12 protein-coding genes are annotated in these 13,897 nt (G+C 67.6%); 9 read left to right on the top strand and 3 right to left on the bottom strand.

All coding sequences use genetic code 11. The annotated features are described in order from the left end of the window. Nucleotides 1-272 precede the first annotated feature (272 nt). The 4 genes from HY726_21885 to HY726_21870 all read left to right on the top strand — a co-directional run bounded on the left by HY726_21885 (nt 273) and on the right by HY726_21870 (nt 4,073). Entirely contained in the window at nt 273-521 is a 249-nt protein-coding gene (locus HY726_21885; protein MBI4611648.1) for a hypothetical protein, read from the top strand. 30 nt (nt 522-551) lie between these two features. Further along, complete coding sequence (locus tag HY726_21880; GenBank protein MBI4611647.1) at nt 552-1,379, top strand: phenylacetate-CoA oxygenase subunit PaaI; 828 nt, start codon at nt 552-554, stop codon at nt 1,377-1,379. A gap of 218 nt (nt 1,380-1,597) precedes the next feature. Next, nucleotides 1,598-3,631 carry a glycoside hydrolase family 15 protein gene (locus HY726_21875; GenBank protein MBI4611646.1) on the top strand — a complete coding sequence of 678 codons (2,034 nt, stop codon included), beginning with the start codon at nt 1,598-1,600 and terminating at the stop codon, nt 3,629-3,631. Between the two features lie 190 nt (nt 3,632-3,821). Beyond that, on the top strand, nt 3,822-4,073 hold the full coding sequence (locus tag HY726_21870; GenBank protein MBI4611645.1) for a hypothetical protein: 252 nt from the start codon (nt 3,822-3,824) through the stop codon (nt 4,071-4,073). Between the two features lie 83 nt (nt 4,074-4,156). Here the strand turns inward: HY726_21870 and HY726_21865 are convergent, their stop codons facing one another. The 3 genes from HY726_21865 to HY726_21855 are packed head-to-tail and all read right to left on the bottom strand — an operon-like array spanning nt 4,157 to nt 6,043. Continuing rightward, complete coding sequence (locus HY726_21865) at nt 4,157-4,720, bottom strand: cyclic nucleotide-binding domain-containing protein (protein MBI4611644.1); 564 nt, start codon at nt 4,718-4,720, stop codon at nt 4,157-4,159. Further along, entirely contained in the window at nt 4,717-5,430 is a 714-nt protein-coding gene (locus tag HY726_21860) for a NapC/NirT family cytochrome c (protein ID MBI4611643.1), read from the bottom strand. The genes HY726_21865 and HY726_21860 overlap by 4 nt, the downstream gene beginning before the upstream one ends. Next, nucleotides 5,414-6,043 carry an FAD-dependent oxidoreductase gene (locus tag HY726_21855; protein ID MBI4611642.1) on the bottom strand — a complete coding sequence of 210 codons (630 nt, stop codon included), beginning with the start codon at nt 6,041-6,043 and terminating at the stop codon, nt 5,414-5,416. Before HY726_21855 ends, HY726_21860 begins: the two co-directional genes overlap by 17 nt. Before the next feature lie 214 nt (nt 6,044-6,257). Between HY726_21855 and HY726_21850 the strand changes: the two genes are divergently transcribed. The 5 genes from HY726_21850 (at nt 6,258) to HY726_21830 (ending at nt 13,896) form a co-directional block, all read left to right on the top strand. After that, nucleotides 6,258-6,617, top strand: a complete 360-nt coding sequence (locus tag HY726_21850; protein MBI4611641.1) for a cytochrome c — start codon at nt 6,258-6,260, stop codon at nt 6,615-6,617. Nucleotides 6,618-6,788: 171 nt separating this feature from the next. Further along, nucleotides 6,789-8,333 (top strand): hypothetical protein, encoded by a 1,545-nt coding sequence (locus tag HY726_21845; protein ID MBI4611640.1) that lies wholly within the window; start codon nt 6,789-6,791, stop codon nt 8,331-8,333. 13 nt (nt 8,334-8,346) lie between these two features. Then, on the top strand, nt 8,347-9,813 hold the full coding sequence (locus tag HY726_21840) for a hypothetical protein (protein ID MBI4611639.1): 1,467 nt from the start codon (nt 8,347-8,349) through the stop codon (nt 9,811-9,813). 110 nt (nt 9,814-9,923) lie between these two features. Further along, entirely contained in the window at nt 9,924-12,830 is a 2,907-nt protein-coding gene (locus HY726_21835) for a hypothetical protein (GenBank protein ID MBI4611638.1), read from the top strand. Nucleotide 12,831: 1 nt separating this feature from the next. Further along, a complete protein-coding gene (locus HY726_21830; GenBank protein MBI4611637.1) occupies nt 12,832-13,896 on the top strand; it encodes a thioredoxin domain-containing protein in 1,065 nt (354 codons plus the stop codon). The last annotated feature ends 1 nt before the right edge of the window (nt 13,897 follow it).

Genomic DNA, 13,897 nt, shown 5'->3' with positions numbered 1-13,897 from the left:
GTCATCTTCGTCATGTGGAGTCGGCAGGTGCCATACGACGAGACCTACCACCTGGCGACCATGGCGCGGCAGCAGTTACGCCGGGCGGCGTGACCGTGAAAAAAAAAGTTCTTGACAAGGGTCATAGAAAGTCTCCCCCGGGGTTGCGCGGGCGAAGCCCGCGCCCGGAGCGCTTCGCTAGCAGGCATTGACACTCGCCCGGCACAGTCAGTAAGGTAAGGTCTCCGCGGACAATCGCGCGGCGCCCGCCGCCGCGTGCGGGATCCCGTGTCATGAGCGAGATCGTCGAGGAGATCCGTCAGGCCTACGAGGCCGTCGGGATTCGGTTGGATCACCCGGCGGCCTACGGCACCTACTACCGACTCCTCTGCGGAGGGTGCGGGAAGGTGCTGGGGACGGTGGGGGACAAGCTGCTCCCCGGCATGGCTTCGGCCCTGGTCGCCGCCCAGGCAGCCCTCTACGCCGAGGGGCTCCTGGGGTGCGCCTGCGGTCACCAGCAGCGGCTGACCCGGAGAAGCTGACGCGGGGCGTCGGGTAAGGAGGCGGCAGCGATGAGCGAAGGCGCAAAACCGGAGAGGACGTCTCACGCACACCCGGGCCTCTGGCCCTTCTGGCGGAAGGCGTACGCCCAGGGAGACCCGCTACCGGCGCTCACCTGCCAGGTGAGCCGGCCGAATTACCGCTTCGACGAGGGCGACGCCCTCCCCGTCGAGTACACGGCGCTCCTCCTCAAGCTCCTCCGCCACGAGGGGGAACGGGCCGGCAACAAGAGCTTCTGGGGATTCATGGCGACCTGCGCCGACGTGGCCGAAGCCCTGGCCCCGTCGGTCGAGGCCAAGGCCCTCAAGGCCGAGTACCTGGCGGAGGAGATGAAGCACGCCATCCTCTTTCATCGTCTGGCCACCGGCCTGGCCCCGGATTTCGCCCTGCAGGATGTCCCCTACACCCACTACGCCTTCCACCTGCCCCGCGAGAGCTGGGCCGACGATGCCTTCTTCCACTTCTTCGTGGATCTGAACGGGGCTTTTCACGCGCGCGACTGGCGGGAGTCGAGCTACCTGCCCCTGCGGAAGCTCGCCGCCACGGTAGAGCGGGACGAGCTGGGGCACTCGGAGATGGGCTACTACTTCCTCCAGCAGCTCTGCGCGGCGCGGGCCGGTCGGGCTCTGACCCAGCAGCTCCTGGTGAAGTGGTACCCGGCGGCCCTGGACATGTTCGGCCGCTCCGACTCCCCCAACGCCCCCAAGTTCATCCACTGGGGGCTCAAGAGCGTCGGCAACGCCGAGATCCGCCAGGCGTACAAGGGGTACGTGGATCGGAAGCTCGCGGCCCTAGGCCTCGAGCCCCCCGACGAGCACCAGAACCGCCACTTCCTCTAGATAATCGGAGGGGGCCTCGACGGCCCCCTCCGAGGCCTCCCCCAGGAATTGGTTGCGCGGGCGAAGCCCGCGCTCGAAGGGCATTACTAGTAATCGGAGGGGGCCCGGGTACCCGCGCCGAAGGCGTGGGTGGGCGCGCGAACTGAGGCCGGCGTGCGCCTAGCGGCCGGGGCGCCGGGGCGGGAGCCCACCCGCTCGTGGTATCCTTTCGCTGACTTATGCCGCGGGATCTCCCGATCGGGAACGGCAGCCTGCTGGTCAACTTCGACAGCGCGTACTGCCTGCGCGACCTGTACTTCCCCTACGTCGGTCGCTACAACCACACCGTCGGCCATCCCTGCCGCGTCGGCCTGTGGATCGCCGGACGCTTCCGGTGGCTGCACGATCCGGCGTGGAAGCGGCGGATGGAGTACGAGCCGGAGACCCTCGTCACGGACGTCGAGCTCCAGGACCGGGAGCTGGGCGTCTCGGTCCACTGCCACGACGCGGTCCACCCCAGGCACATGCTCGTGCTGCGCGCCTTCGAGGTCACAAACCATTGGGGCGTGGAGCGCGAGGCCCGGCTCCTCTTCTGCCAGGACCTCCATATCGCCGAGAACGCCGACGGCGACACGGCCTACTACGAGCCGGTGAACGACTTCGTCATCCACTACAAGGGTCCCAGGTATTTTCTCGTCAACGGCCGGGGCGACGACGGGAAAGGCATCTTTCAGTACGCCACGGGCACCAAGGAGTACGGCGGCCTCGAAGGGACCTGGCGGGATGCCGAGGACGGCGAGCTCGGCATGAACCCGATCGCCCAGGGGTCCGTGGACTCCGCCATCAGCCTCCGCCAGATCATCCCGCCCCACGGCAGCGTGCGGTTTCGCTTCTGGATCGCGCTCGACCGCGGCTACTTCGAGGTCAAAGCCCTGAACATGCTCGTCCAGAAGGAGCCCGGCTTCGACCGGCTCCTCAACGAGACGCGCGCCCACTGGCGGGAGTGGAGGCGGGAGCGCGACGCCGACTTCTGTGACCTTCCCACCGGCCTGGTGGATCTCTACCGCCGGAGCCTCCTCATCATCCGCACGCAGATCGACACCGGCGGAGCGATCATCGCCGCCAACGACGGCGACTCCTCGATGTTCAACCGCGACACCTACAGCTACATGTGGCCGCGGGACGGCGCCCTGGTCGCGCACGCGCTGGACCTGGCGGGCTACCCCGAGCTGACCGAGAAGTTCTTCAAGTTCTGCGCCACGCTGATGCCCAAGCCGACCTACTACCCGGAGGGCTACCTGCTCCACAAGTTCAACCCCGACGGCTCCCTCGGCAGCTCGTGGCACCCGTGGGTCCGGGACGGGAAACCCAAGCTCCCGATCCAGGAGGACGAGACCGCGCTGGTCCTCTGGGCCCTCTGGCACCACTACGAGATGTCGGGCAACCGCGCGTTCGTGCGGTCGCTGTTCGAGCGCCTGATCCGACCAGCGTCCAGGTTCATGCTCCAGTACCGGCACGCGCCGACGGGGCTGCCGCTGGAGTCCTACGACCTCTGGGAGGAGCGGTACGGGGTGTTCACCTTCACCACGGCGGCCGTCTGTGCCGGGCTCGAGGCCGGCGCGAAGTTCGCCCGCCTGTTCAAGGACGCCGCCCTGGAGAAGCGGTGCCGGGAGGGGTACGAGGGGATGCAGGCGGCGGCCCTCGAGCACCTCTACCGATCGGACCTCGGCCGCTTCGCCCGGATGCTGAACCTGACGAACGACGGCTTCAGCGTCGACCCCACGATCGACTCGAGCCTCTACGCGCCGTTCGCGTTCGGCGTCCTCCCCCCCGACGCGCCGGAGATGGTCAACACCATGCGGGCGATCGAACAGCGCCTCTGGGTGCAGACACCGATCGGCGGGGTGGCGCGGTACGAGAACGACTACTACTACCGGCGGAGCGACGACATCGAGCGGGTCCCGGGAAACCCGTGGTTCATCTGTGCGCTCTGGCTGGCCCAGTGGTGGATCGCCATCGCCAAATCGCGGGACGATCTCCGGCGACCCCGGGAGATCCTCGAATGGGTGGCGGAGCACGCCCTGCCCAGCGGCGTCCTCGCCGAACAGCTCCACCCGTACACGGGCGAGCCGCTCTCGGTCTCGCCGCTGACCTGGAGCCACGCCGAGTACGTGAAGACGGTGCGGCTCTACTGCCAGAAATTCGAAGAGCTCGGCACCCCAGCGGGGAAGCGCCCACGCCGGGTCCCGGCTCGGCGGAAGCGCACCCCTTGAAGCCCTGCTCGACCACCCACCGATCGACCGCGAACCGCGCCGCGCTTTTTCGGAAGGTCGTCCAGCTGATCAAGTAGCTCCTTGAGCCCGGCTTGGCTCGCGCCGGCCCGGTCTGCTCGACCCCCGGCGCCCGGCCGGGGAGAGGGACCCGTGTCACCGGCGGCGGCCCGCTCGCGAGCCGTAAGTCCGAATGAACGCCAGGCTAGACGAACGGCTCGGCAAGGTCTTCCTGGTCGCCTCCGAGGAATGGCCGCCGCTCTTGTACCTCACCTGTTTCAATGCCCTTCTCGTCGGTGGCCTGGTCGTGGCGCTCTCGGTGGCGGGGTCGCTCTTTCTCAGGCGGGTCGGACCGGACGCGCTGCCCGGCATGTACCTGCTCTCTGCGCTGGTGATCCTGATCGTTTCTCCCGTCTACTTCGCCCTGTGGACGCGGTGCCCCTGAAGACATCGCTGCTGTCAAGCTATGCGTCCTTCAGGTTGGCGCCCCTGGCCATACGCCTGGTTCTCCCCATTCCCGGGGCGATCTTAGCGCTTTGTTCCGGCGGCGCTGGCCATGCGCTGTTGGACGACCTGCTGGAACGTCTGCCGCAGCGCGGGCAGGTGCGTGAACAGCGACAGGAACGCGCCCCGGCGCATTACCATGACGTCCAGGGGTGTCTGGGCCCGGACCGTGGCCATCCGGGGGGCGGTTCGGATGAGGGCCATCTCGCCAAAGAAATCCCCGGGTCCGAGCCGGGCCTCGACGTGTTCCCCGGCTCCCGGACTTTCCCGGATCACCTCCACCTCACCGCTGATGACCACATAGACGTCGTCCCCCGGATCGCCCTGCCGGAAGATAACCTGGCCCGGCTCGAAGTGCTGCTGCGAGATGCTCTCGCGCGTCATGATGATGACCGCGACGTAGCACACCGCGGCGGCCAGGAGCAGCGTTTGGGCGCTCATGAAGAGGAGCATGGTGAGCGCGGTCACCTTCGCCATCGAGCCGATCGTGACCAGGGCGTAGAGGCCGGCCAGGGCTACTGCGACGAGCAAGACCGTCCGCTTCGTCTCTTCGTTGAAGGCCTGGAGCGCCGCGACCAGCCGCCTCATCGCGCGGCCTCCGTGCTGGCCTTCTTGACGACCTGGGGAGGGTGCGCCGGCGTGTGACAGCTGACGCAGGATTCCTTCCCCGACTTGAGGTCGTCGGCCAGGCCCACGTGGACGTCTGCCTCCTCGAACTTCTTCCCGCCAGCGTGGCAGTGGGTGCAGTTGACGTTGGAATACTCCTCGTACAACTTGATGGGGAGCTTCCAGCTCTTGGTGTAGAACTTCCACACGTGGCTCAACCCGTTCAGCTTCGCTTTGAACGTCCCGTTCATCCCATACGTGACATGGCACGCGTAACACTGGCCTTCCGGAATGAGCCGGCGGGTGTTATGCACGGCGGCCAGCGTCTCGCTCTTGGGATCGAGCAGGTCGTTGATGTACGGGTCCATGACCGGATGGCAAGAGCCGCAGAATTCGGCCCGCTCCCCCATCTTGAAGACCGTGAAGATCCCCGTGAGCGCAGCGAACCCGGGGAGCACGACGACGCCGAGCAGAAAGATCCACTTGGCGGTCGGTTCGAGCAGGCGCCGCCGCTGGGAGACAAGGGTCGCGACCAGAAGGATCAGGATCAGGACGCTGACCGCGATCGTGATCTCCCGGCTCCACTCCTCGTAGCTTTTGATCTCTTTGGCGACGAACAGCGAAGCCGGCTGGACCTGCAGGAGCAGCGGACCCGCGCGACGGACCGAGCGGGGCTTACTGGAGCCGACCATACGTTCCCTCCCGTAAGAGCGCGGCCAGGTGGACACCTGGCTGCGCTCCGGAGCCCGGTGCCGAAACAACTGACGAAGCCGCGGGATATGGTTGAACAAAGCGCTGAACCCTTCCTGATCCAGCGTCAGCACATCGAGGGGGGTCAGGCTCCGCACCGTGGCGCTCCGCGGCGTCCGGCTGATGAGGGCCAGCTCTCCAAACCACTGCCCGGGACCCGGCTTGGCGACTACGGCCTCTGGCTCCCCGGGGCGTTCGCCGGCGACCTCGACCTCCCCTTTGATGATGGTCATACTCGAGCGCGGCGGCCCGGTGACTCACTCCGCGGGAGGTGATCACCAGCCGCCGGTGGAGGTCGACCTCCTCAACTTCCCGGGCGTAGAGGGTCACGCGAGGGCACAGGCGCCGGAGGCGGATGATCGAATCGAAGATCCCGATGCTGCCCGAGATCACCTCCGGGAGCATCGGCCGGAAGCCGAAGTAGTTGTCCTGGTTGACGAGCGTGATCTCGACGCCGGGGTCCGGCGCCAAGCGCTTCTGCAGCGCCATCGCGGCGTACCAGCCCCCAAAGCCGCCACCGAGGATGAGGATGCGCGTGGGTCGTCGTCCGGCCATCGGCCCTCCGCTCCCGGGAGCGAAAGGGACTTTCCCGGGGATTAGTATTTTTTCCCGCCGTGGCATTGTCAACCGAATCTTTCCGGGTCGAACGCGCTCCGCGTGTCCCATCGGCGAAAAAACCGCTTGACAAATATCTGGGGCGGTCCTATTCGGTGTTGCAAGCCTACCCAGGCCAACTGGCCGCACACGATCTACCAAAGGGGGGAGCCGCATGCGGAGTGGGTGGGGGAAGCTCATCGGTGGCGCATTCGCCCTCGCTTCGATCCTAGCCGTTAGCGCGTATCCTGCCGTGGCCCAGGAGGTCAGCGCGCTCTACAAACAACACTGCGTGAAATGCCACGGACCGGAGGGTAAGGGAGACGGCGAGCAGCTCAAAAAAGTCAAGGGCAAGGCCGTGGACTGGACCAACAAGGAGGAGATGGGCAAGCTGACCGACGAGTACCTCCTGGACATCATCTTGAAGGGGGGGGGAGGGGTCGGGAAGTCGAAGATCATGCCCTCCTACAAGGCAAAACTCAAGGAGGAAGAAGCCAAAGCGCTTGCCGCCTTCGTGCGCTCGGTCGCCAAGTGAGCGATTGCGATCGTCCAGCTCCGGGTAGCGCGCGACGCCCGTTGAGTTGAGGGAGCAAGGTTTTCACGACGCGTCCCTGTGCGGAGAGGGCGGCCCCATCTGAGCTCGTTTCCACGATCTCTCTCGGTCGCCGGGGCTGGCGCTCTCGGGCTTCTGCTGTGGACGTCCGCGGTGAGCCTGGCCGCCCAACCCGCGGGCGGAGGCCCGCCAGCCCGGATCGAGGAGCTCTGGCGGCGGATCTACGGTGGCGAAGCGCCCGAGAAACCGCGCGGCCTCGAACCGGCCCCCCCCGCGCCGGCGCCGGAGCAGCCGACAGCGGCCACCAATTTCCTCGACCACCTGATCTTTCGCCTCGGCTCCACCTACACGCGTAACTTCGTCAGCTTCACCGGTCGCCCGACCCGATCGTTCGTGATCGACGACGGGCCGCCCGGCACCGTGACCCCCGAAGGCTTCTCCTTCCCCCAGGTGTTCGAAGCGAGCGACGACCGGCTCTACTCGTACCTGGTCCTCGGGACGCGCGGCTACGGCGACCCACGGCTCAATACCTACGTGTCGCTCATTCATCAGGATGACCTCGACGGGACTCGGGCTGGGTCTCCGTTCCAGAGCATTCTGGACGCCTTCGGGGGCGGCCGGCGCACCCAGGTGCTCAACGGGTACGCCGAGATGAACGGGCTGGGAACCGGGGCCCTGTCTCAGTCGAGCCTTCGCCTCGGCCGGCAATTCGTCTTCGACACCACCCCCCAGCTGCTCGGCAGCCCCGTCATCGACGGCGCGACGCTCGGCTATCGCGACTCGCGGCTCGAAGCCGCTGTGTTCTCCGGCCGCCGCGTCAACTTTTTTGGCGGCCGGGAGGCGGATTTCTCGATGGGCGGCAGCGCGTCGTACCAGTTCCAGCCGGGAACCTCCGGGACGGTCAACTACTTCTTCCTGCCCGGCTTTCACCGGTACGCCTTGGATGCCACCCAGCAGATCGGCGACCTGCGGGCGGGAGCGTTTCTGACCTTTCGCAACGTCCACCCCATCGATCTGGGCGTGCGGGGCTGGTACGCAGCCCCGGCGAGCCCGTGGACGATTCGCGGAAGCGCGGTGCGCCGGCTCACCGACGAGGACTTCTCCTTCGACATCTTCCGCGAGCGCGAGGCTGCTAAACGGCTCTTCCTCCTGCGGATCCGACCGGCCACCCACCTGACGCTCGACGCCGATCATCAGCTCCGTTCCTGGCTGACGCTCGGTGGAGGCGTGGCCGCGCGCTTCGTCGACGGAACGGAGGAGGCTTTCGACAACTCGTTCGAGCAGGTGACGCTGCGGGCCGTCTGGACGCCGCTGGAACGCTGGGATGCCCTCTTCCAGTACCGCTTCCGGCACGTCGAACGAAGCCCGGTGAGCGCCGTGGTGCGGGCGCTGCGCTTCGACGACATCAATCGTGCCGGAGAGACCGACTACCACGAGCTGAACGGCGAGCTCCACTACCGCCTCGGCTCGCACTTCAGCGCCCGCGTCGGAGGGTACTTCGGTCTCTTCGACAGCCGGAACCGACTCGCGGAGGTCACCGGCGTCACCACGGCAGGGGGATACCTGCGGGGACGCCTCCGCGTCCACCGCACGGCCGACCTGAGAATCGAGTACGGGATCGATCGGGGGAACCCGGAGTTCAACCCGGACATCGCGCACCAGCACACAGTCCGGGTCGGGTTCGACGTCCACTACTAGCCGGTCGCGTGGGATGAAGACGGACAACTCAGCCGAGGGGCAGGCGCAGACGGCGAGCAGCGCGGAGACGGTCCACTGGCCGCGCGGCTTTGTCCTGCTTGTCCTTACCCTCCTGAGTCTCTCCCTCGGGTGGATGGTGAAGAGTCCGCCGGTTACGGGACAGGGGAAGCCCGCCACCCCTCCGGCCACCGCGCCTAAGCCGTTTCACCAGGTGCACGTCACCGATCTCAACGTGGTCTGCACGGCCTGCCACGACACCGCCCAGACTCCCAAGCCGGGCCACGAGCTCGCCTTTTCCGTTCGCCCCGGGCACGCAGCGTGTGAGGGATGCCACGAGGACGACTTCAAAAAGGAGAATGTGAAGGCGGAGACCACGGCGACCGCGCTCTGCCGGACCTGCCACACCGGCAAGGGTGAGGCGGTCGGCCGATTTCCCTCCGGGAGGCTGACCCTGGCCCAGTTCTCCCACGCGTCGCACGTCGACCCCCGCCCGCCGGTCAGTAAGCTTCTGGGGATCCGCCAGGACTGCATCTTTTGCCACACGGTCGAGGCAAAGGCGCCGAGCCCCGCGCGCCCCGGCCATCCCGAGTGCGCCGCCTGCCACGCGGGGGCCGGCGGCGCCAAACCGGCGCTGGCGAAAGAAGACGTCGTCGATCGATGCCTCACCTGCCACGCCCTCGAGCGCATTGACCGCAACATGAGGCGGACCGCCACCACGAGGCCACAAGGCGCCGCGCACCCTGCCTCAGACCTGGCGGGCAATCCGCACGCGCGCGGCCACGCCCTTCCGACTGCCGGTCAACACGCGTACCGGGATATCCGCCCGTTCAACCACGGGAGCCATCTCCAACGGCGCGACGGAGCCCCAATCGACTGCACGACCTGCCACGCGCCCGTGTTGCAGAAGCACGCCGTGGACACAGCCTCCCGGCTCCCCACGATGCGGGAGTGTGCCGCCTGTCATGCCAACGCGACATTTGTCCGCGCCGAAACCCTGATCAAGAACTGCCAGACCTGTCACACCGTCATGCACGCCGACCTCAGGCCGCGCGCCTCCGATCCCGTCTCCCCCGCGATCGCGCACACCGAGGCCTTCCGCGTCCACCACGAGGCGCAGGCCCGCGACCCCGACAACCAGTGCGGCGCCTGCCACACGCGGTTTGTCAACGTGGGCCAGAACAACTGCGCCGGCTGCCACAGCTCGATGCAGCCGCGCTCCCACGTCGGGCTCCGCTTCGCCGAGATGCTCCACGGCCGCCTCGCGGCCCTGGACCGCAAGGTCTGCACCAACTGCCACACCGGGGATTTCTGCGTCGCCTGCCACAGCGTGCTGCCCCGCAGCCACATCCCGCTGCGGACGTTCGTCCGCGACGAGGGCGGCGCTCATGCCGTACTCGCCATCCTGAACCTCCGGAGCTGCTATACCTGCCACACCCACGAGCCGACCTGCTCGCGCTGTCACCGGCGGGAGCTGCGCTGACATGGCTGCGGCGAGCCTCTTGACTTTTGTCGCCGGTCCGCTCGACACTGCTGCGGAGACCGGGTTCGCATCGTGGTCCCACCAAGGCGGTTGACACGGAAAGGCTGAGGATGGGCGCGCTCAGACGGAGACTGGCACGGCGCGGCCGCCTGTGGCTGCCCGCGGGCGTGCTGGTCTTCTCCCTCCTGATATTCGCGAGCGGGGACCGCGAACCGACCCCGTTTTCTTCCGGCCCGTTGCTCCCGCCCGCGCACGCGGGCATCAAAGTCTTCAGGAAGAACACCTGCGAGAACTCGGGCTGCCACCGCGGGCTCAAGATCGTCGAGCAGATCCACCCCTTCGGCGCGGTTCGCTGCGCCGAGTGCCACGGCGGCGACGACACCCAGGCCGACAAGGAGCGGGCCCACGTGCCCCGCCCCGCCAACTTCGGTGAGTTCCCCCTGACCACCGGCACCCACACCACCGATGCCGCCCCCAAAGAGAAGCGCGGGCCGCGGATGTACCGGCAGGACGACCCCACCAACAGCGACCACCGCGACCCGGCGCTCCTCGCCTACCGGCGCTTCCGCAATCCCGGCGACCTCCTGGTGGCTCAGCAGTCGTGCGGGCCGAGCGGCTGCCACGGCGAGATCGTCGAGCGCGTGACGCGCTCGCTCCACGCCACCGTCGCGGGCCTGATGAGCGGGATCTACTTCGCCAACGGCCATCCCGGCGCCAGCGAGGGGCGGGTGACGGATTTCGTGGGGAACGCCACCGACAAGCGGGATGGCGACAAGGTCGCGAAGCTCGCCATCCTCCTCCCCCGCGGCGAGCCCATCGTCGATCCCAACTTCGACCCGAGCATCCCGGGGACGATCCCGGCCATCACGAAGGAGGTCCCGCGGAACGACCAGGAGATCCGCGCCGGGAAGAAGAGCAACAGCCTGGGCATGGCCACCTTCTACATCCAGACCGACTGCGGCCGCTGCCACCTCTACACGTCAGGGTCGAAGGCCCCGGGCGACTACCGCCCCACCGGCTGCACGGCCTGCCACGTGGTGTACAAGAGCGAGGGGTTCAGCGAGAGCTTCGACCAGACGATCCCGAAGAACGAGACCGACCATCCTGTCAAGCACAAGATCGTCCGGTTCACCCCCATCGAGCAGTGCGCCCACTGTCACAACCGGGGCGCCCGCCATACCCAGCGCTTCCTCGGTTTCCGCGAGCGGCCGCAGGGGGACAACGCGCTGCCGCAGTTCAGGATCCTGAACGAGCACAACGAGAACAACCGGGTGGATGACTTCACAATCGGTGGCCGCAAGGGCGGCTTTTATCCCAGCGCGCCAAGGTACTTCAAGCCCGGCGATCTCCTCTTCGGTCGCTCTTACGACCCGAGCCGATTGGGCTCGGATATCGTCAAGGGGTTCCCAACACAAAGCATCTGGCGGCGCGACATCCGCGTGTCCACGCAGCAGGCACCGCGAAACCCGTTCTTCATCGTGGACGAGAACACCGCCAACGACTTCGACGAGACGCCGCCCGACATCCACGCCGAGCGCGGCATGGCGTGCGTGGACTGCCACACCAAGCGGGAGATGCACGGCGACGGCCACATCTACACCGACCGGTTCCACAAGACCGAGATCCAGTGCGAGTCGTGTCACGGGAGCGCCTTCGAGGTGAGCAACCTCAAGACCCGGTTCGGCAACCCGGTCCGCGGGCTCTTCCGGGACGGCGAGGGCCGGGTCTTCCTCCGGCTCAACACCACCGGTGAGGTCCGGCCCGTCGTGCAGATCAAGGAGGTCATCGACAGCGGGCGGAATCCTAACGCGCAGGGGCCCTCGCACGTGCTCCACGGCCGGCTCGAGTGCTACACCTGCCACGCGAAGTGGCACGACCAGTGCAACTCGTGCCACATGATCACCGACTATACGTCCTCCGACTCCGGAGGCTTCTTCCAGCGGAGCTACATGGACAACGAGGTGCGGAACGCCACCCAGGGCCAGCCGCGCTTCGTGACGACGTTCGACCAGCTCATCCTGGGCATCAACGCCAAGGGCCGGATCCAGAACTACCACACGGGCGGCCAGGCCACCCTCTTCGCCAACAAGGTGGCGGGAGGCGGTGGCGCCGAGGCGAACCTCTCTGAGGGCAACTTCCTCGAGTTCAGCCGCTGCTCCGGCGGGAGCAACGACCGAGGCCTCTGCGAGAACGACAGCGACTGTCCGGGGGGGAGCTGCCCCGCCCTGAGCTGCGCCGGCGGACCCCGGAGCGGCCGGAGCGCCGAGGCGGAGGGGCAATGCAAGCAGTGCACGGCGGGGACGCGCGTGGGCCAGAGCTGCTCGCTCGACGTTGACTGCGGCACCGGGGGCAAGTGCGAGGGCGGCACGTTGAGCCGGGTCTGCTTCGGCGGCGCCAACGACGGGCAAGCGTGCCTCTTCGATCCCAAGAACCCCACCGACAACCCCGACTGCCCCAGCGGGAGCTGTGGCGTGCGGATGTTCAACTTCGCTTTCACGACCATCGAGAACGGCCGGCACCTTCCGTCCCTGATGATGAACCCCCTGTTCCCCCACACGGTGCGCAAGATCCCGCGCAACTGCGACAGCTGTCACCCGACGCCCGGGTTCCAGGACACGCTCAACATCGAGCAGGTGGCCAAGGCCATCGGCCTCGGCACCGGAAAGAGCCGGGTCCTGGACCCAAGCGCGCCCAACGGTTTCCGCGACATCCGGATCTCGCGCAGGGTGCGGATCTTCACCAACGGAAAGGGCGACCTCTCGATCGCTCCGGAGGACCTCTCGTCCTCGAACCCCGCCACCGGCCTCTCCCTCAAGAACGGCGACGAGGTCCTCGTGGATACCGACCGCTTCGTCAACCTCGAGCTCGAGGTCCAAGGGGGCCAGATCAAGGTGCGCAAGCTCACCCAGGTGAAACCCACGACCCACGTGGGTACCAGCTCGCTGGACATCAGCGCCATCGAGAAGATCCTCAACAACCCCCAGGTCCCACAGATCCCGTCCCAACCCGGGCCCTGAGATGAGCGGCACACCCCACGCTCGACGGTGGCTCGCGCTGGCTGCAGCCGTGGCCGCGGTCCTGGCGGTCGCCGGCGCGTGGGCAGGCCCGCCGCGAGGCCAGGGGGAGACTCGCGTGCTCGCCGAGGTGGACGGGGACGCCATCACCGCCGACGCCGTCGATAAAGCGCTCGGCGACCGGCTGTATCGACTGAAGCAGGAGATCTACCAGCTCCAGCGCCAGACGCTGGACAAGCTCATCGAAGACAAGCTCCTCGAGCGGGAGGCCGCGCGGCGCGGCATCCCGGTCCAGCGGCTGCTCGAGACCGAAGTCAAGGCGAGAGTCCGCGTGACGGATCAGGAGCTGGACGCCTTCTATCGGGAGCGCAAGCACTCGGTCCAGGCGCCGGAGGCGGCGGCCAGGGAAGCGTTCAGGCGCTATCTGGAGCAAGCGAAGGAGGCCGAGCTGACGCGGCGACTCGTGGAGGAGCTGAGAACCAGGGTTCGCGTCCGCGTGCACCTGGAGCCTCCGACCCCGATCGCGTCAGACTATCTGGTCGTCCCCGGGGCCGCCGCCAGGGGGCCGAAGCACGCGCCGGTGACGATCGTCGAGTTCTCGGACTTCCAGTGCCCGTTCTGCGCCAGAGCGCAGGTCGTCCTGCAACAGGTGCTCGAGGCGTACCCGAAGGAAGTCAGGCGCGTCTACCGCCATTTCCCCCTCGAGCGGAATCCCCACGCGAGGCTCGCCGCCGAGGCGGCGGAGTGCGCCGGCGAGCAGGGAAGGTTCTGGGACTACCACGCGCGGGTCTTCGCCAGCGCGCCCCAGCTCGGCCCGGAAAAGCTCGGGTCCCTGGCGGAGGAGCTGCGCCTGGACGTGCGGGCTTTCAGGGCGTGTCTCGACGGTGGGAAGACGGCGGCGCGAGTGGCCGAGGACCTCGCCGACGCGAAAGAGGCCGGCGTCACGGGGACGCCGACCTTCTTCATCAACGGCCGGCTGCTGGAGGGCGCTCAGCCCTTCGCCAGCTTCAAGCGGGTCATCGACCAGGAGCTGGCGCTCCGGGCCTGGCCCAGCAGCGGTGCCCGGTGAG

Source organism: Candidatus Rokuibacteriota bacterium (assembly GCA_016209385.1).
Classification (GTDB): domain Bacteria; phylum Methylomirabilota; class Methylomirabilia; order Rokubacteriales; family CSP1-6; genus JACQWB01.
The sequence above is the reverse complement of the archived record's forward strand: the minus strand, read 5'-3'. Positions and strand labels throughout refer to the sequence as shown.